Source organism: Tranquillimonas rosea (assembly GCF_900111315.1).
Lineage (GTDB): Bacteria > Pseudomonadota > Alphaproteobacteria > Rhodobacterales > Rhodobacteraceae > Tranquillimonas > Tranquillimonas rosea.
In genome coordinates this window covers 1-19,119 of record NZ_FOGU01000017.1, presented here as the reverse complement: position 1 = coordinate 19,119, position 19,119 = coordinate 1, and the positions used below count along the sequence as shown (strand labels likewise).

Here is a 19,119-nt window from a genome sequence, read left to right as displayed (position 1 = left end):
TCGGCCTCTCCTTTCGGGCGGCAATTCACTCCGCCGGACAAGGGCCGGATCAGGCGGCGGCGGCCGCGACCCGCACGTGGCGCGGCCGCTCGACCGTCTCCGCGCCGTGGCGGAACGAGATGCTGAGGATGCCCGTGGCACAGAGCAGCCACAGCAGATCGTTCTGCACCAGGAAGGTCGTCTCGGACAGGTTCAGCACCAGCGTCACGCCGATGGCCAGCATCGGCCACAGCCATCCCCCGGACGGATCGCGGGTGCACAGCGCGATGCCCTGCCGCACCGCCTTCGCGATGACGACATAGAACACCCCCACCCCGATGACGCCGAAGTTCAGCAGCAGGTCGCGATAGCCGTTGTGGGCGTGGGGCGCCTTCCACTGGAGCTGCGACCAGATCTCCCAGGCCGCGAGATTTCCGTCAGTCCAGAACGCGCCATAGCCATAGCCCAGCACAGGCCGCGCGGCGATCTTTGTATCGACTGTTTCCCACAGGGGCACACGCCCCGTGAGCGTCGAATCCTTGCCGAGCGCGTCCAGAAGCGGGACGAGATACAGCGACAGCGCGATCAGCAGAACCGCTGCCAATTCCAGAAGGATCAGCGTCAGCACCATGCGCCGAAAGCCCCGGTGGCGCATGATGCTCTTGACGACGACCAGCAGCCCCGCCCCGACCGTCGCGCCGAACAGGCTCGTCACCGAGGTCGAGGCCAGGACGCCGACCAACCCCATCACCGCCAGCACCCAACTGGCCCGACGCACCTTTCGCGCGTGGTCGTGGATGCCGGCGATCCCCAGCACGAAGGTAAAGATGCCGGTCCAGCCGACGACGTTCTTGTGCAAGAACACGCCGCGCAGCGCACCGTCGCCCGGCGCATAGGCCGTGCCCGGCATCACCGCACCGGCGGCCAGGCTCAGCCCGGTGCAGAGGCCCAGTACGCCGCCGAACAGCAGCAATTGCTGCCTCGGCGTGAAGCGGATGGCGATGACGTAGGCCAAGAGCATCGTCATCAGCAGCGCGATCACACGCCGGCCCGTGATCGACCCACTGACCGACCAGAACACCGACGCGACGCACAGCGCCAGCAGGGCCGCCATCGGCAGGTTGCGGACCACCGCCACGAAGACCTGCGAAGAATGGCGCGCCGCCAGCGCGAGCGTCAGAAGATAGACCGGCAGTTGCAGGATGCGCAGGCCCGCGCGCTCGGCCTCGTCCAGCACGTTGTCGGCGCCCATCGCCCGCAGCGGAAAGATCGCGCCGGACAGCAGGAACAGCGCCAGGCCGACGCCGATCCATTCCGCAAGGCGCAACGCGGCTTCTCGGGACTCGGGGGGGGACTGGGTCACGCTGGGGGCCTTCGCTCTGGTACCGCCTCCGGCACCATCGGAAGCCTGCAGGGATTGGACCCGCGCGGGCGCGGAACCGGAACCTGTCGGATGAGCGCGCGCGCTCCTCCTTTCGGATAAACCTGCCCCGCCGCCCCCGCCGAATAGCCGATCCGCATCGCCCCGATCCGCCCGCTTGGAGCCGTTCCCAGCCCCGCCGGCCCTGCCCTAACCTGCCCGGCGAACGGAAGGCGCGGCATCCGGCCGTGCCGTTTTCTGCCCTGTGCCGGATTGCCCCATGACGCCTCTCGCCAAGATGACGCTCCGCCTTGTCGCCGTACTCATGGCCGTCGCGTGGCCCCTCTTCGCAGGGGCCGCCCCGGTCGAACGCGGCGACGTGCTCCGCATCGAGGTGACCGACGCCGAGGACTTCTCGCGCGAGGCGAACGTGGATCTCGACGGTCGGATCATGATGCCCGGGCTCGGCAGCCTGCAGGTCGCCGGCAAGGAGGTCGACGCCATCCGCGCCCAGATCGAGACGGCCCTGGTGGAGCGCGACCTCCTGAAGGCCCCCAAGGTGCTGGTCGAGATCGCCGCCTACCGCCCCGTCTATGTCGGCGGAGCGGTGGCGCAGCCCGGCGCCATCGCCTTCGTTCCCGGCCTGACCCCGCGGCAGGCGATCATCTCGGCCGGCGGGCTCAGCCTGAAGGCCGAAGAACGGGCCGCCGCGCCCGAGGACATCGTCCAGGTCATCGCGCGAAGCCGCGCGACCGCCTATCACCTCGCCCAGGTCGAGGCCCGCGTTGCCCGGCTCGAGACCGAACTCTCGGGCGACGAGACGATCGAGACCGCCCCGGCGGCGACGGGTGTCTCCGAGGCGACGGTCGCCACCATCCTCGAGACCGAGGGTGCGATCCTGCGGGAACGCCTGGGACGGGACGACGCGGTATCGGGCCACCTGAGCGCGGTGCTCGACCTGCTCGACCTGGAGCTCGACATCCTGGAACAGCAGGCGGACCTCCAGCAATCCGAGGCGCAGAACCAGTCCGAAGAGATCGACAACGCGCGCACCCTCGTCGAACGCGGGCTGATGCCGCGGCCGCGCCTGCAGGAGATGCTGCGCGAGAGCTCGCAGCTCAACCGCGACCTGCTCGAGAACCGCGCCTTCGCCGCCCGCGCCCGGCAGGCGAAGGAGACCGCCCGCTACGAGATCGAGGACACCAAGACGCGCACGCGCATCGACCTGCGCGAAGAGCTTCTCGAGGCCCGGCGTGCCAAGGTCGAACTCGAAGCCTCGATGCAGGGGCTCCGGGCGCAGATGCTGAACACCGGCCTGGCGCTGACCGAGGACACGCGCCTTGCGCCGCCCGAGCCGCGGATCACGCTCCACCGCGGCGCGGCCGAGCGGACCGGGACCACCGAGCTCGTGATGGATGCGCCGCTTCAGCCCGGGGACGTGCTGGAGGTGGTACTCGACACCGATCTGCGCGGCTGAGTCCGCTCGGCCCCCCAAAGGACTTTTTCTTACAAGCCATTTTTCCGGACCGTATTCATGCCTCGAGCCCCCGACATCAGCGTCGTGATCAACAACTACAATTACGGCTCCTTCCTGCCGCGCGCGATCGACACCGCGCTGGCCCAGCGCGACGTGCGGGCCGAGATCGTCGTGGTCGACGACGGCTCGACCGACGACTCCCACGCGGTGATCGCCGGCTACGGCGACCGGATCCGCCCGGTGCTCAAGCCGAACGGCGGCCAGGCCAGCGCTATCAACGCGGGCGTCGCGGCCTCCACCGCGCCGCTCGTCGCCTTTCTCGACGCCGACGACTGGTGGGCGCCCGACAAGCTGTCCGCCGTCGTCTCGGCCTTTCGGCAGGCCCCGCGCGCCGGGCTGGTGTATCACCGCCTGCAGCCGTCGCTGTCGGACGGCACGCCGGCGTTCCGCGCCATCCCTCGATCGCTCTGCTCCGGGGATCTGTCGCGGCGCCTTGTGCGCAGCGGTGGGCGCTGGCCCTATCCGATGACCTCGTCGCTGTCGGTCCGCCGCAGCGCGTGGGACGACGCCGGGGCGATCCCCGACCGGTTCCGAATCTCCGCCGATGCCTGGCTGACGGGTGTGGTGCCGTTCGTGACCGAAGTGGTCGCCCTGCCCGAGGCGCTCGGCTTCTACCGCATCCACAACAACACCTGGTTCCGCCAGCAGGACGACCGCCAGATGCTCGCGCGCCGCATGGCGCACTGGGCGGCCACCGCCGATGTCACGAACGCCTTCCTTGCCGAGCGCGGGCGAAGCGGCCGCCTTCGCGTCACCGATCACCTCGACTACCAGGCGGCCGCCCTGAGGCTCGGGCACGAGGGGCATCCCGGCCTGCCGCGACTGCTCTGGCTGGCGCTGACCACGCCGGGCGAACCGAACCCGCTGCGCCGGCTGCGCGAGACCCAGCGCCTTGTATCCGGTCTCCGGCATCCGGTGCCGGACAGCCCCCAGACGCGTGACGCGACATGAAAATCCTTCTGATCTCTTCCGAACCGGTCGATTACACGATCGCCTGGGCGAACGGCCTCGCGCCCCACGCCGAGGTCATCGCGATCCTTCCGCGCCAGCGCTACGACCACCTGCGCGAATGGATCGACCCGCGGGTCACGCTCATGCTGATCGACTGGCCGCGCACCCGCAGCCTGCTGAACATCGCCTTTCTCTGGCAGCTGACCCGGCGCGTCCGCGACGTCCAGCCCGACGTGATCCACCTGCTCAGCAACACGACCGTCTGGCTCAACGCCGCCGTGCCGTTCTGGGGCGACATTCCGGTAGTGACGACCGTGCACGACGTGGCGCTTCATCCCGGCGACCGCGAGACGGCCCGCCTGCCGGCTTGGAGCTCGCGCCTGATGGCCCGGCAATCGTCGCATCTTGTCGTGCACGGCGCCGGCCTGAAATCGGCGGCCGAGCAGGTGTTCCGCAAGTCCGAAGGACACGTTCACGTCTTTCAGCACCCCGGCATCGCCCGCTACGCGCAGCTCGCGACCCGGCTGGGTCTGTCCCGCATCTCGGCACCGGACGCGTTCGTCGTCCTGCTGTTCGGCCGGATCTTCGCCTACAAGGGCCTCTCGACCCTGCTGCGGGCCGAGGCCTGTCTCGGCGACCGGATCCCGAACCTGCGCATCGTCATCGCCGGGCGCGGCGACAACCCCGACGATTACAGGCACCTGATGGGCGACCGCGCGCGCTACGACATCCGCCACGGCTTCATCGAGGACGCGGTCGCCGCCCAGCTCTTCACCGACGCCGATCTGGTGGTGCTTCCCTATGACGAGGCATCGCAGAGCGGCGTGCTGCACCTCGCCACGACCTTCGGCAAGCCGATCCTGGCGACCGACGTGGGCGAGCTGCGCGCCACGATCGAGCCGAACGGGCTGGGCCGCATCGTGCCGCCGGGTCGGCCGGACCTGTTGGCCGAAGCCATGGCCGAGCTCGCCGCGGATCCCGACACCCGCGCCCGGCTCGCCGCCAATGCCCGCGCGTGGTCGGACGGCGCCAACGCACCTACCACCATCGGACAATCCGCGACCGCGCTTTACCGCCAATTAGCGGTGCCAAGCCATGTCACGCCCCCAAATTGATACCGCGCTTGCGCGGGGGGGCAGCTTGTTCGTGGCCCCCGCAGCCGCCGTTATGGACCGTGCATATTTTTGTTTTTTGAGGGCGCTTCGGATGTCCGCATCCATTTCCAGAGTAACTTCGGTACGGCACTACGTGGCTGGCGGACGCGAGCATGGCGGCGGGATCGGGCGTCTCGTGGGATACGTGCTGGACGCCCCCGGCAAGAGCCTCCGCCACACGGTTCGCGACACCCGCGGCCCCCGGCTGAGCCTGCTGGGCTCCCCCCTGTGTCTGGCCAAGTGTATGGCAGGTCTGTGCACGGATAGAATACGCTCTGTGCATACTCTGCATCAGCTGCATGTCGCGGGTCGCGGCAGCACGGCGCGCAAGCTGCTTCTCGGCGGTGCAGCCCGACTGAGCGGCGCGCGCTACATGTTGCACCTGCACGACTACGACTATGCTGCGGACTATTCCCGCCGTCCCGACTGGCAGAAACGGGCGATCCGCACGCTCTTTCGCGGCGCCGAGACGGTGCTCGTCCTCGGGCACCGCGACCGCGACACGATCGCCGCCTTCGGGGTTCCCGCCGACCGGATCGAGGTCCTGCGGAACTGCGTGCCCGACCCCGGCGCGCGCCTCCGGCCCGCGCACGAGACACCACATATCGTGTTCCTCGGGCAGCTTGGCCCCAGAAAGGGCGTGCCCGAACTGATCGAGGCTCTGGCCTCGCCCGAAATGGCTGCGCTGAGCTGGCGCGCGACGCTCGCGGGCGGCGGCGACGTCGAAAGCTACCGCGACCGCATCGCCGCGCACGGCCTGACCGACCGCGTGGCCCTGCCCGGCTGGCTGGGCGAGCCGGAGACCCGCGCCCTGTGCACCTCGGCCGACATCCTCGTCCTGCCGTCCCATGCCGAAGGCTTCGCGATGGCCGTCCTCGAAGGGCTCGCCCACGGCCTTGCCGTGGTCACGACCCCCGTCGGCGCCCATCCCGAAATCCTCGAGCACGACCGCCACTGTCTCCTGATTCCGCCCGGCGATCCCCCGGCCCTCGCCCGCGCGCTGGCCGACCTCGTCGCCGACCCGGCCCGCCGTGCCGCCCTGGGGGCCGAGGCGCGCAAGCTGTTCGTCGAGCAGTTCGGGATCGACGGCTATGTGCGCCGGCTCGAGGCGCTGCAATCGGGCACCGATGACGTGCCAGTAAACGTGTTGAGGTCGGCGTGACTGCTCCGTTGAACATCAGAACATCCCCGAAGGTCGCCAATCTCGGGCTGTCGGCCCCGGAGGCCCAGCACATGAACGAGTCCGACTTCGCATGGACCACGGCGTTCCGCGCGATCCGGCGTCAATTCTTGATCATCGTGCTGATCACGCTCGCCGTCTGCGTCGCAGCGCTGCCGCCCATCCTGTCCTTGAAGAAGACCTATTACGCCGAGACCCGCGTGCTGATGTCGCCGACCCGCGTGACCGAGATGGCCGGCGACGGCTACGAGCGCGTCGAGGAACTGGACGTGGCGATCGAGATCGAGCGTCTCCTGTCGCGCGAGATTTCCACCTCGGTGATCGAGCGGTTCGATCTCGACGAGCGGCCCGAGTTCAATCCCGACCTGCGCGAGAAGCGCCCCCTCGCACTGATGATCGCGCGGGCCCGTGCAGCGATCCTGCCACCGGCCGCCGCACCGGCGACCGAGGCGGACGACGCCACCGACAGCACCGCGCAACGCGTCCTGCGCGAGTACCGCAACGCGCTTGTCGTCGACCGGCCCGGCAACTTCAACGTCCTGACCATCGGCTTCGTGTCGCTCGACCCGAAACTGGCCGCCGCCGTCCCGAACGCGGTCGCCGAACTCTATCTCGAGCGCAGCGACGCGGTTTGGCAGAGCGAGATCGACACCGCGGCGGCCTGGCTGGATCAGCGGATCAGGGCCGAGCGGCAGCGCGTGGCGGACGGTCGCGCCGCGATCGAAGCCTTCCGCAGCGAGGTCGGCGTCGACACGTCTGGAGCCGACACGGAGAACGCCGATCGGCTGGGCGTCCTGACCGTCCGCCGCTCGGAGCTGGCGCAGGAACGTTTCGACCTCTCCGCCGCGCTCGCCTCTGTCGATGCCGCCAAGGCCGACCTCGCGACGCCGGCCCTGAACGAGCCGCCGGCGCTGCAGGGGCTGCGGCGAGAACTTCAGCAGGAAGAGCGCGAGCTCGAGACCATCTCGGGCACCTACGGAGAGAACTACAGCGGCGTGGTGTTCCGCAAGAACCGGATCGAGACCATCCGTGCCGAGCTCTCGGACGAGCTTGCCGTCTACGGACGGTCGCTCGAACTGCGCGACACGGCGCTGGAAGCCGAGGAGACGGCGATCCTCTCCCAGATGGCGACCCTGCGCGACGAGCTGTCCGAGCAGCGCCGCGCCGGTCCCGAACTCGACCGGATGCGCGACACGGTGCGCGCGCAGGAGGATGCGCTCTCGCTGCTGGAATACCGCTATCAGAACCTCATGGCAGAGCGTCTCGTCTCGCCGGTCTCGCTCGATGTTCTGGCCCCGGCGACGGTCCCGGTGCGGCCGTCGGGCACCAGCCGCAGGAGCTATCTCATGGCGGCGGCCCTGGCCGGCCTTGCACTGGCGCTGACCGTCGGGGCCCTGATCGAGTTGCGAGACAAGAGCATCCGCAGCCACGAGCAACTGGGCCATCTCGACCTGCTGCGTCCCATCGGCCTGCTGCCCGCGCCCTCGCGCCGCGAGCGCCAGTTGCTGCCGCAAACCATCCGCGAGCGTATCGAGACTCCGCTGACCGAGCGTCTGCGAGAGGCGCTGTTCATGCTGGAATGTGACAACCAGGAGCGGCTGCCATCCTCGATCCTCGTCTCTCCGGCCGAAACCGGCGGCCACCAGGGCGACGTGGCCGAGTGGTTGGGGATGGAGCTTCTGGCCGAGGGGCACCGCGTGCTGCTGGTCGATGCGCGGCTGGAGGAGCAGCGGCAGCAAGCCCTGGTCGGTCCCGCGCGTCAGCGGCCCTTCTGCCACGACATCCAGCGCGATCCCGAAACCGGTCTGGCCCGACTGACCCTGCGGTCGGACACGCCGCGCGGCGCGGCGTTCGGACGGGCCCTGCGCGAATTGCAGGCCCACGCCGACAGCATCGGCTGCGTGACGGTCTACCGGGGCCCGCCGCTGCATCGCGCCGCAACGATGCAGATCGCCAAGGTGGCCGAACGGACGATCCTCACCCTGCGGTGGGGCCACACGACCCGGCACCTGGTCGAGCTGATCGCCGGCCTCGTCGGCAAGGCCGGCGTCGGCCCGGTCGCCTCGCTGATCGTCGACGTGAACACCCGGCGTCACCGCCAGTACGGCTTTTCCGACCGCCTGACACTCACCGCAGAAACCTCGTCCCACAACACGCATCAGACAGCCTGACGGAGGGAGCCATGAAGGACACCAACGATCACCGCCTGCCGACCACCGTGCTCTCGGGCTTTCTGGGCGCGGGCAAGACGACCCTGCTGAACCGGCTTCTGAACAACCGCGAGGGCATGCGCGTGGCGGTCATCGTCAACGACATGTCCGAGGTGAACGTGGACGCCGATCTCGTCCGCTCCGGCGGAGCGAACCTGAGCAAGACCGAGGAAACCCTCGTCGAGCTGTCGAACGGCTGCATCTGCTGCACGCTCCGCGACGACCTGCTGGTCGAGGTGCGGCGTCTGGCCGAGGCCGGGCGCTTCGACTACCTGCTCATCGAATCAACAGGCATCTCCGAACCCCTGCCCGTCGCGGCGACGTTCGAGTTCTGCGGCACCGAGGGCGAGAGCCTGGCCGAGGTGGCGCGGCTCGACGCCATGGTCACCGTCGTGGACGCGGCGAACCTGCTGGCCGATTTCGACAGTCGCGCCCTGCTGAAGGACCGCGGCGAGGTGCGCGACGAGGGCGACACGCGCACGATCGTCGAGTTGCTGGTCGACCAGGTCGAGTTCGCCGACATCCTCGTGCTGAACAAGGTCGGGACGGCCGGCGCTGCGCGCACCGCGGAGGCACGCCGTATCCTGCGCGCGCTCAATCCCGAAGCACGGCTCATCGAGTGCGATTTCGGCGAGGTGGCGCCGGCCGAGATCTTCGATACCGGCCTGTTCAGCCCCGCCCGCGCCCGCAGCCACCCGATGTGGTTCAAGGAGTTGCACGACTTCGCCGACCACGTTCCCGAGACCGAGGAATACGGCATCCGCTCGTTCTGCTACCGCGCCCGCCGTCCCTTCGACTGGGGCCGCATCCGCCACGTCCTGACCGGCGGCGCACCATGCCTGATGGCCGGAGTCCTGCGGTCCAAGGGGCATTTCTGGGTCCGCGGCAAGCCCGACGCGGTTCTCGAATTCGGGCTGGCCGGACGCCTGACCGAGATCAAGCCCGCCGGGCGATGGTGGGCCGCCATGCCGCGATCGCAATGGCCGGACGATACCGCGGCCGTCGAGCGCATCGCCAAACACTGGCAGTCGCCCTACGGCGACCGGCGGCAGGAGCTCGTCTTCATCGGCAACGAGCACATGAACCCCGAGGCGATCACCGCGGCGCTCGACGCCTGCCTCGTCGATGACACGACAGCGACCGGCCCGCGCATGCCGAGCCTGCCGCCCAATCGAAGCCCGATCCCGGCGCCCTCCGGCGCCGCGGCAGGATGACATTGAAACAGTATTTCTAGAGCGGAATTTCAGCCATGCCCGACAACGCGATCGTCATCGAAAATGCCCGCACCGACGGGGTCATGTCGAGTTCCTATTGGGATGTTGAGCACACCACCCAGATCGAGGGCTTCGCGACCGACATCAGTGTGAACGCGGGCGAGCAGATCGACTTCAAGGTCAACGTCAACGGCGACGCCGGAAGCGACTATCTCGTCGAGGTCTTCCGGATGGGGTATTACGGCGGCGCCGGTGCCCGGAAGGTCGCCGAGTGGACCAACACCGACGCCGTGGTGCAGCCCGACGCAGCCTACGACGCCTCGCGCGGTCTGGTCGACGCCGGCAACTGGAGCATCACCGACAGCTGGCAGACCCCGGCCGACGCGGTCTCGGGCGTCTACCTCGCCCGGCTACAGCGGCTCGACGCGGACGGCAACCCGATCGACGGGGCGGTCAACCAGCTGCCCTTCATCATCCGCGAGGACGATCGGGACTCCGACATCGTCCTGCAGACATCGGACACCACGTGGCACGCCTATAACGGCTGGTTCGGCAACAATGGCGAGATCGGTGCGAACTTCTACGGCGACGCCAGCGGAACAATCGACCACCCCGACATTCCCGGCGCCGGCTTTTTCGCGCAGGACCGGGCCTATGCGGTCAGCTACAACCGGCCGCTGATCACCCGCGGCATCGAGGGACAGCAGGGCGGCCCCGCCGCCGGCGCCCAGGATTATCTTTTCGGAGCCGACTACGCGGCGATCCACTGGCTCGAGCAGAACGGCTACGACGTGTCCTACATGTCCGGCCTCGACACCGACCGTCTGGGCGGGGACTACATCAGCAAGTACGACGCCTTCATCTCGGTGGGCCACGACGAATACTGGTCCGGCGACCAACGCCTGAACGTCGAAACCGCGCGCGACGCGGGAACCAACCTGCTATTCTGGGGCGGCAACGACATCTACTGGAAAACACGCTGGGAGACGAGCATCGTCGACGGCGTCGAATACCGCACCCTCGTCTGCTACAAGGAAACCTGGGCAACGCTCGACCCGGCCGCAGGTCCAGACGACTATCCCAACCTCGACCCTGCCGACATCTGGACGGGCACCTGGCGCGATACCCGCTTCGAGGGCAACCCGCTTGCCGGGGTGGGATATGACGATCACTTGCTCTCCGGTCAGCCACATACCTGCAACTGCGCCGAGAACGCCCTGACCGGACAACTCTTCGGACCCGACGCGACCGGCGAGTTCGGCGGCGCGCTGGACATCCCCGCCGAGTTCGCGCCGCTGCGCGTCTGGCGCGACACCAGCATCGCCAACGGCGGCGCACTGGACCTCTCGCCCGGCATCCTGGGCTACGAATGGAACACCTCGCCCGATGACGATCTGCGTCCGGCCGGCCTCATCCACCTGTCCGAGACCACGATCCCGTGGAGCCGGATCCTGACCGATGTCGGCAATGTCACCGAACCCGGCGTCGCGACGCACAACCTGTCGCTCTATCGCGCCGAAAGCGGGGCGCTGGTGTTCGGCGCCGGCACCGTCTTCTGGACATGGGCACTTAGCGATGAGCACGACGGCGAACCCTACGACGCCCAGATCGAGAACACCGACCTGCAGCAGTTCGTCGTCAACATGTTCGCCGACATGGGCATCCAGCCCGGCGTGGCGGATGCAGTGCTCGCCTCGCAGAACCTTGTCCGTGCGACCGCCTCGACCGACACCTTCGCCGCGACGGCCACGTTCGACGCCCTGCCCGGCACGCTGCCGGCGCTGCAGGCGGTGACGCTGACCGGCACAGCCACCGACGACGACGGCAACGCGGCCACCGACGACGGCCTCGTCGCGGCGGTCGAGGTCTCGCTCGACGGCGGCGCGACGTGGAAGCTCGCGACGGGTACCACGACCTGGTCGTATTCGTTCCTGCCTTTCGACGAGGGCCCCCTCGACATCCGTGTACGGGCGATCGACGACAGCCTGAACATGCCGGCGACCGGGGCCCTGGATGGCGGTACCGTCGATGTGACCGAGCCGGACGAGCCGGAGTTCGTCAGCCTCTTCTCGCCCTGGACCGAGTTCGACGGCTCCGCCTACAGCGGCAGCGACGCGATCCAGCTGGGCACGACGTTCACCCCGACGCAACTGGGCGACGTGACCGAACTGCGCTACTACCGCGGCGCGGACGACGCCACCGACACCGACGTCCGGACGGGGCGGTTGTGGAACGCCGACGGCACGCTGCTGGCGACCGTGACCTTCACCTCCGCCCCCAACGAAACCGGCTGGCAGACCGCCGCGCTGGCAACGCCCGTCACCCTGATGCCGGGACAGCAATACATCGTCGCCTACGAGACGCTCGACAATTACGTCGCCACGCAAGCGTTCTTCGCCGATCCCTATACCGACCCCTACGGTATCCTCAACGCGCCCGGACAGAACAACGGCGTCTTTGTCACCGGCACGGGCGACGTGATGCCCACCGGCAGCTTCCAGGCCTCGAACTACTGGGTCGACGTGACCTTCGCGCCGGCCGCGACCGACAACACCGCCCCGACGATCACGTCGCCGTCCACGTTCACGGTGTCAGAGAATGCGGTCCTTGCGGGCACGGTCACCGCGACGGACCCCGAGTCGAACACGATCTACTACACGATCGCCGGCGGGGCCGATGCCGCGCTGTTCTCGATCGATGCCAGCACGGGCGCGCTCAATTTCGAGTTTCCGCCGGATTTCGAGGCGCCCGCCGACAGCGACGGCGACAACGTCTACGAGTTGATCGTCAGCGCGACCGACATCGTCGACCCGCCGGTCCAGCAGGCGATCACGGTGACGGTCACGGACACCGCCGACGAGAGCGGCCAGCTGCTCTCGACGCTGTTCGCGCCCGCCGACACGCCCGGCCAGATCGTCACGAACGATGCGACCGACTACGAGCTCGGCACCCGCTTCACCACGACCAGTTCGGGCGCGATCACCAGCCTGCGCTACTATCGCGGCGCGGCGGATGCCGGTGACGTGGACACGCGGACGCTGCACCTGTGGGACGTCTCGGGCGCCGTCATCGCCTCGGCGGTGGTCAGCTCGGGCCAGGGAGAGACCGGCTGGCAGAGTGCAGCCCTGTCGACGCCGATCAACGTCTCGGCTGGAGAGACCTTCACCGTCTCCTACGGCACGACCCAGAACTATGCCGTGACGCAGAACTACTTCACCACCGCCCAGACCTCAGCCGGCGGCGGGATCGAGGCCCCGGCCAGCGCGGGCGGCGCGGGCAACGGCGTCTTCTCCGCGAACTCGACCGGCGGGTATCCGACGGCCTCGTATCAGGCGTCGAACTACTGGGTCGACGTGACCTTCGCCGCCCAGCCCGAGGTGAACGACCCGCCGGTCATAGGTTCAAACAGCTTCAACGCGGCCGAGAACCAGACGGTCGCGGCCAACATTGCGGCGATCGACCCCGACGGCGACGACTTGATCTTCGCCGTCACCGGCGGAGCGGACGCGGGACAGTTCATCCTCGACCCCGAGACCGGCCTGCTCACCTTTATCGACGCGCCGGATTTCGAGGCGCCCGCCGATGCCGACGCCGACAACATCTACGAGGTCGGCATCTCGGTCTCGGACGGCACCAACCCGGCCGTCACGGCGAACCTGACGATCTCGGTCACCGACATCGTCAACGAGCCCTCGGGCGCGGCCTGGAGCCTGTTCTCGAGTGCCGACACCCCGGAGCAGACCGCGACCAGCGACCCGACGGATTACGAGCTGGGCGTCAGGTTCGTCGCGGCCGAGGACGGCCTGCTCACCAGTCTGCGCTACTACCGTGGCACCGCGGATGCCGGCGACACCGACACGCGGACGCTGAACCTGTGGGACGCAGCCGGGACCAACCTGGGCAATGTCGAGGTCGTCTCGACACCCGGCCAGGTCGGCTGGCAGACAGGCACCTTGGCCACGGCGGTCGAGATCGACGCAGGGTCGAGCTACATCGCATCGTACGGGACCGAGCAGAACTACACGTACAGCAGTTCGTTCTTCACCTCTGCCTGGACAAGCGACGACGGCATGCTCAGTGCACCGGCCAGCACCGGCGGGGCCGGGAACGGGGTGTTCAACGCCAGTGGCCCCGGTCTTTTCCCGACGGGGAGCTACAACGCCACGAACTACTGGGTCGATGTCATGGTCGAACCGCTGGAAGACGACGTGCAGATGCTCAGCGCGTTGGACAGCGCGCTTGGCACGACGATGCAATCACTGTCAGATTTTGACGTTTCGCTTTGACCCCACCGGCAGGGCTGCCCCCTGCCGGCGGGACCGCCCCGTTCCGGGCCGGGATCATTCTGGGAAGGCATTTCGACGTGGCCGCACATATTGGAACCAAACGCGCGCTCATCACCGGCATCACGGGTCAGGACGGCTCGTATCTTGCCGAGTTCCTGCTGGAGAAGGGCTACGAGGTGCACGGCATCAAGCGCCGGGCGTCGTCGTTCAACACCCAGCGGATCGACCACATCTACGAGGATCCGCATGAGCGGAACCCGCAGCTGCACCTGCATTACGGCGACCTGACGGACAGCTCGAACCTCACGCGAATTCTGTCGGAGGTGCGGCCCGACGAGGTCTACAATCTCGGCGCGCAGTCCCATGTCGCCGTCAGCTTCGAGAGCCCGGAATATACCGCCGATGTCGATGCCATGGGCACGCTGCGGATGCTGGAGGCGATCCGGTTTCTCGGGCTGGAGAAGACCACGCGCTTCTACCAGGCCTCGACGTCCGAGCTCTACGGCCTCGTCCAGGAGGTGCCGCAGACCGAGACCACGCCGTTCCACCCGCGCAGCCCATATGCCGTGGCCAAGATGTACGCCTACTGGATCGCGGTGAACTATCGCGAGGCCTACGGGATGTATGCCTGCAATGGCATCCTCTTCAATCACGAGAGCCCGCGCCGCGGAGAGACCTTCGTGACCCGCAAGATCACCCGCGGGCTTGCGAACATCGCCCAGGGACTCGAGGACTGCCTTTACATGGGCAACATCGATGCGCTGCGGGACTGGGGCCACGCCAAGGATTATGTCCGGATGCAGTGGATGATGCTGCAGCAGGAGGCGCCCGAGGATTTCGTCATCGCCACCGGCAAGCAGTATTCCGTCCGCGAGTTCATCACGTGGTCGGCGGCCGAGCTGGGCGTGACACTGACCTTCGAGGGGAACGGCGTCTCGGAGATCGCCCGCGTGTCGAAGGTCGAGGGCGACAGCGCCCCTGCCCTGAACCCCGGCGACGTGGTGATGCGGGTCGACCCGAAATACTTCCGCCCCGCCGAGGTCGAGACCCTGCTGGGCGACCCCGCCAAGGCCAAGGCCCGGCTCGGCTGGGAGCCCGAGATCACGGCGCAGGAGATGTGCGCCGAGATGGTCGCCGAAGACCTGCACACCGCCCGCCGCCATGCGTTGCTGAAGCAGCATGGCTACGCGGTGCCGCTGTCTCTGGAAGCCGCCGGCTAGACGTGGGGCGGCACGCGCCGCCCCCGTCTCTCACCCCTCGAAGCCGGGGGCGTTCGGGAAGAACAACTGCTGCCCGTCGACCTCATACTCTGCGATCGCCTGCTGGCCCGCGTCCGACAGCAGCCAGTCGGCAAACGCCTGGGCCCCGTCGATATTGACCGAGGGGCATTCCTCGGGGTTCACCGGTATGACGCCGTACTGGTTGTAGAGATCCTCGTCGCCCTCCACGAGGATCTCGTAATCCTGCTTGTTCTCGAAGCTGATCCACGTGGCGCGGTCGGTCATCACGTAGGCGCCCATGCCGATGCCGGTGTTCAGGGTCGCGCCCATCCCCGATCCGGCCTCGCGGTACCATTCGCCAGAGGCGTCGGTCGGGGTCACGTCGGTGCCCTCCCACAGCGACATCTCTTTCTTGTGGGTCCCGGAATCGTCCCCGCGCGAGGCGAAGGTCGCCTCTTCCGAGGCGATCTGCGACAGCGCCTCCTGGGCGTCGGACATCCCCGAGACCCCGGCCGGATCGTCCGCGGGGCCGACGATGACGAAGTCGTTGTACATCAGGTCGGTGCGCTCGGTGCCCATGCCGTCCGAGACGAACTGCTCTTCGGCGGGCTTGGCATGCACCAACAGCAGGTCACCGTCGCAATTGCGGGCGTTCTGGATCGCCTGGCCCGTGCCCACGGCCACGACATTCACCTTGATGCCGCTTTCCTCCTCGAACATCGGCAGCAGGTAATCGTAGAGCCCGGAATTGGCCGTCGAGGTGGTCGACTGCACGATGATCGACTGGTCGTCCTGCGCAAGTGCCGCGCCCGGCAGCAGGACAAGAGCGATGGCCGTCGTCCCGAGCGTCCGTCTAGTGAACATGAAAAAGCTCTCCCTTCGGTGAAATCGTCAGACGACAATCCTGCCGTCCATGTAATCCCGCGCCGCCCGGCAGGTCGGCGTCCGGAAGAAACGGCCGGCCGGCGCATGCTCGGCCACGCGGCCGCGGTGCAGGAACACCACGTCGTCGGCGAGCCGGCGCGCCTGGCCGACATCGTGCGTGACAAAAACGATGCGGGTGCCAGCGGCGCGGGCGTCGCGCACGATCTCCTCGATCTTCACCACCGAGGCCGGATCGAGGCTCGCGGTGGGTTCGTCGAGGAACAGGATCTCGGGATCGGTGGCCAGCGCACGGGCGAGCGCAAGCCGCTGCTGTTCGCCCCCAGAGAGCAGTCGCGCCGGCTGGCGCGCCTTGTCCCCGAGGCCCACATGCCGCAGCAGCGCCTCGCGTCGTCCCCGGTCGCCGCCCCGGACCTTGAGCACGAAATCCAGGTTCGCGGCCACCGAGCGGCGCAGCAGAACCGGCTTTTGAAAAACCAGCGCCTGCCGCCTGGTGACGGCCGCCATCGGCGCCCGGCCGTTCCAACTGATCCGCCCCGCGGTCGGTGTAATCAGGCCGTGCAGCAGCTTGACCAGCAAGCTCTTCCCGGCACCGTTCGGCCCCATGATCATCGTGCAGCCATGCGGTCCGAGATCGAGGTCGAGCCCGTCGATCAGCACCGTGCCGCCAAGCCGCAGGGTCAGGCCACGCACTTCGAGCGGCAGCAGATCCCGCCCCGCCGTGGTCGGGGATGTCGGGCGCACGGGGACGTCGCGCTCCGCCACCGGCGTGGCGGCCGCCTGATCGCCTAGCATCTTATTGTCGAAATGCTGCATAATTTCCCCTGCCCGCACTGTGCAGATAATTCTGCATACTAGGAAGGCAAACGTGCCGGACACAAGCCTTTTGGGAATTGGCAGGAAAATCATCCACAAACGGGCGCAGCGCATCGCCGACCGACCGGCCGGTGCGCCGTGGGATGACTGCATAATTTCCGAAACTGCCGGGGCGCCGGCGAAAACACGGGATCGCGTACCCTGCCCCGCACACGGATCATGCGAGCGCGGCAGAAGGAGATCGATCAATCTCGCGCGGCAACGGCTTGACACACAGAAGGGCGTCAGGGGCAAGCGGGGCCGTGCGCCAGCCCCGCTGCCGGGCTCAGGTCACGTCGCGGGCCGCTCTTCGACCCGCCTGTTCCAGCGCAGCGACGAGAGAAGGGCGACGCCGATGATCGCCGTGCCGATCAGGCCGGTGATGATCTCCGAGATATGCACCAGCGATTGCGCGTACATGATCAGCGCGAGCACGAGGATGGCGTAGAACGCGCCGTGTTCGAGATAGCGATACTCGGATAGCGTGCCCTTGTGGACCAGCATGATCGTCATCGACCGCACGTACATCGCGCCGATGCCCAGGCCGATTGCGATGATGAACAGGTTGTTGGTCAGCGCGAATGCCCCGATCACCCCGTCGAACGAGAACGACGCGTCGAGCACCTCGAGATACAAGAACGCGCCGAGACCGCCCCGCGCGGCCCCGGCCGTCGCCTGAGCCTTGCTGTCGAGGATGCCGCCCAGCAACTCGACCAGCAGGAAGGTGAACAAACCCCAGACGGCGGCGGTGACGAACACGGCGGCCTCGCCCTCGGGCAGGAACGCGGCGAAGGACAGCACGACCGCCAGGACGACGGCGATCGAGATGCCCTGCACCGACGCATAGCGCGCCGCCCAGACCTCGAGCGCGTGGACCCAGTGGATGTCCTTCTCGTGGTCGAAGAAGAAGTTGAAGGCGACCATCATCAGGAACGTCCCGCCGAAGGCGGCGATGGGCAGATGCGCGTCGTGCATGATCGCGGCGTATTCGTCCGGCTTCGAGGCGGCGAGCACGACCGCCTGCACCGGCCCGACTTGCGCCGCGACGACGACGATCAGCACCGGAAAGACGATGCGCATGCCGAACACGGCGATCAGGATGCCCCAGGTCAGGAAGCGCCTCTGCCAGAGCGGCTCCATGTCCTTGAGCTTGTTCGCGTTGACGATCGCGTTGTCGAACGAGAGCGAGATCTCGAGGATCGCCAGCACGCAACAGATGAAGAAGATCGAGGCCGCGCCGGCGAGCGTATCGGATGTCTGCCAGCCCAGCCAGCCACCCAGGGCCAGCCCGACCGCGGTGACGATGAACGCGGCGGTGAAGTAGCTCAGCGCCGTCTTGGTGGAATGTGTCGTGTCCGTCATGGCGCCGCCCTCCCGGCACAGAACGGAACGGAGAGTCCGGGCGTAACCGGTCCTTGCATGTATCGAAGTCTCATAGGTCGAGATCCATCGGCTTCACTGCGTGGTGGTGCCGACATCACGAGAGCGCCGAAAACTCTCGCCAGAGGGGCCCGGTCACCACGGGCGCCCGCAGAGCGCGGGTGCGATTTCCGAAAAGCCCCTGCAGCCGGCCGCGTCAACCCTGCGGGGGCGCCTCGACGCCTACGGGGGGCCGCCCCAGCGGCTGAAGGGGTCATTCGGTCTTTACACCGATAACGCTAATGCATTAGTGCTTCAACCCGTGTCGCAGCGACAGGGAGGCAAGCATGACGACCCAGGACTTCAGTGAATCCACCAGGCAGAAGCTGAAAGGCGTCAGCACGGCGACCCTGGCGACGCTGCTGTTCAAGCGCGGGCTCCGGAACCAGTTCATCCAGAACGTCCACCCGCTGCGGCAGCGCGACGAGAACATGGTCGGCCCGGCCTACACGCTGCGCTACATCCCGGCCCGCGAGGACCTGAACGAGATCGCGGTCTTCCGCGACCCCGAGCACCCCCAGCGCAAGGCCGTCGAAGAGGCGCCGTCGGGCGCCGTCATGGTGTTCGACAGCCGCAAGGACTCCCGCGCCGCCTCGGCGGGTGCGATCCTGGTGACCCGCCTGGTGGTGCGCGGGCTGGAAGGGGTGGTGACGGATGGCGGCTTCCGCGACAGCCCCGAGATCGCCGCGCTCGACATCCACGCCTATCACGAGCGGCCCTCGGCCCCGACGAACCTGACCCTGCACCAGGCGCTGGACATCAACGTGCCGATCGGCTGCGGCGACGTGGCCGTCTGGCCGGGCGACATCCTGGTCGGAGACGGCGACGGCGTCATGGTGATCCCGCGCGACATCGTCGACGAGGTCGCCGAG

General features: G+C 67.9%; 13 protein-coding genes. 9 read left to right on the top strand and 4 right to left on the bottom strand.

Features of this window, described 5'->3' with window-relative positions:
* Window positions 1-49: 49 nt before the first annotated feature.
* Window positions 50-1,342 (bottom strand): O-antigen ligase family protein, encoded by a 1,293-nt coding sequence (locus BMZ25_RS18905; protein ID WP_235859947.1) that lies wholly within the window; start codon window positions 1,340-1,342, stop codon window positions 50-52.
* 277 nt (window positions 1,343-1,619) lie between these two features.
* Between BMZ25_RS18905 and BMZ25_RS18900 the strand changes: the two genes are divergently transcribed.
* The 8 genes from BMZ25_RS18900 (at window position 1,620) to gmd (ending at window position 15,091) form a co-directional block, all read left to right on the top strand.
* On the top strand, window positions 1,620-2,816 hold the full coding sequence (locus tag BMZ25_RS18900; protein WP_092696206.1) for a polysaccharide biosynthesis/export family protein: 1,197 nt from the start codon (window positions 1,620-1,622) through the stop codon (window positions 2,814-2,816).
* Window positions 2,817-2,873: 57 nt separating this feature from the next.
* The gene (locus BMZ25_RS18895; RefSeq protein WP_092696205.1) at window positions 2,874-3,827 is read left to right on the top strand and encodes a glycosyltransferase family 2 protein; all 954 of its coding nucleotides are present in this window, start codon (window positions 2,874-2,876) and stop codon (window positions 3,825-3,827) included.
* Complete coding sequence (locus BMZ25_RS18890) at window positions 3,824-4,942, top strand: glycosyltransferase family 4 protein (RefSeq protein WP_092696204.1); 1,119 nt, start codon at window positions 3,824-3,826, stop codon at window positions 4,940-4,942. Before BMZ25_RS18895 ends, BMZ25_RS18890 begins: the two co-directional genes overlap by 4 nt.
* Before the next feature lie 316 nt (window positions 4,943-5,258).
* Entirely contained in the window at window positions 5,259-6,143 is an 885-nt protein-coding gene (locus BMZ25_RS18885) for a glycosyltransferase family 4 protein (protein WP_235859946.1), read from the top strand.
* Window positions 6,144-6,214: 71 nt separating this feature from the next.
* Window positions 6,215-8,332: a hypothetical protein gene (locus BMZ25_RS18880; protein WP_092696202.1), complete on the top strand. Its 2,118-nt coding sequence runs from the start codon at window positions 6,215-6,217 to the stop codon at window positions 8,330-8,332.
* An 11-nt stretch (window positions 8,333-8,343) separates the two neighbouring features.
* Window positions 8,344-9,585 (top strand): GTP-binding protein, encoded by a 1,242-nt coding sequence (locus tag BMZ25_RS18875; protein ID WP_092696201.1) that lies wholly within the window; start codon window positions 8,344-8,346, stop codon window positions 9,583-9,585.
* 35 nt (window positions 9,586-9,620) lie between these two features.
* Window positions 9,621-13,871: a DUF4082 domain-containing protein gene (locus BMZ25_RS18870; RefSeq protein WP_092696200.1), complete on the top strand. Its 4,251-nt coding sequence runs from the start codon at window positions 9,621-9,623 to the stop codon at window positions 13,869-13,871.
* 77 nt (window positions 13,872-13,948) lie between these two features.
* A complete protein-coding gene (gene gmd, locus BMZ25_RS18865; protein WP_235859945.1) occupies window positions 13,949-15,091 on the top strand; it encodes a GDP-mannose 4,6-dehydratase in 1,143 nt (380 codons plus the stop codon).
* Window positions 15,092-15,121: 30 nt separating this feature from the next.
* Here gmd and BMZ25_RS18860 read toward each other — a convergent pair whose 3' ends face one another.
* The 3 genes from BMZ25_RS18860 to BMZ25_RS18850 all read right to left on the bottom strand — a co-directional run bounded on the left by BMZ25_RS18860 (window position 15,122) and on the right by BMZ25_RS18850 (window position 18,190).
* A complete protein-coding gene (locus BMZ25_RS18860; RefSeq protein WP_092696199.1) occupies window positions 15,122-15,955 on the bottom strand; it encodes an ABC transporter substrate-binding protein in 834 nt (277 codons plus the stop codon).
* A 27-nt stretch (window positions 15,956-15,982) separates the two neighbouring features.
* On the bottom strand, window positions 15,983-16,789 hold the full coding sequence (locus BMZ25_RS18855) for an ATP-binding cassette domain-containing protein (RefSeq protein ID WP_235859944.1): 807 nt from the start codon (window positions 16,787-16,789) through the stop codon (window positions 15,983-15,985).
* 330 nt (window positions 16,790-17,119) lie between these two features.
* Entirely contained in the window at window positions 17,120-18,190 is a 1,071-nt protein-coding gene (locus tag BMZ25_RS18850) for a DUF475 domain-containing protein (RefSeq protein ID WP_092696198.1), read from the bottom strand.
* A gap of 344 nt (window positions 18,191-18,534) precedes the next feature.
* On the opposite strand from BMZ25_RS18850, the gene BMZ25_RS18845 reads away from it, so the two are divergent.
* On the top strand, window positions 18,535-19,119 hold a 585-nt coding region (locus tag BMZ25_RS18845; RefSeq protein ID WP_092694912.1), incomplete at its 3' end, for a ribonuclease activity regulator RraA.

Coding starts and splice junctions, on each gene's coding strand:
- BMZ25_RS18850 (WP_092696198.1), bottom strand. CDS start 18,190: ATGACGGACACGACACATTCCACCAAGACGGCGCTGAGCTACTTCACC.
- BMZ25_RS18900 (WP_092696206.1), top strand. CDS start 1,620: ATGACGCCTCTCGCCAAGATGACGCTCCGCCTTGTCGCCGTACTCATG.
- BMZ25_RS18880 (WP_092696202.1), top strand. CDS start 6,215: ATGAACGAGTCCGACTTCGCATGGACCACGGCGTTCCGCGCGATCCGG.
- BMZ25_RS18890 (WP_092696204.1), top strand. CDS start 3,824: ATGAAAATCCTTCTGATCTCTTCCGAACCGGTCGATTACACGATCGCC.
- BMZ25_RS18870 (WP_092696200.1), top strand. CDS start 9,621: ATGCCCGACAACGCGATCGTCATCGAAAATGCCCGCACCGACGGGGTC.
- BMZ25_RS18860 (WP_092696199.1), bottom strand. CDS start 15,955: ATGTTCACTAGACGGACGCTCGGGACGACGGCCATCGCTCTTGTCCTG.
- BMZ25_RS18855 (WP_235859944.1), bottom strand. CDS start 16,789: ATGCAGCATTTCGACAATAAGATGCTAGGCGATCAGGCGGCCGCCACG.
- BMZ25_RS18895 (WP_092696205.1), top strand. CDS start 2,874: ATGCCTCGAGCCCCCGACATCAGCGTCGTGATCAACAACTACAATTAC.
- BMZ25_RS18875 (WP_092696201.1), top strand. CDS start 8,344: ATGAAGGACACCAACGATCACCGCCTGCCGACCACCGTGCTCTCGGGC.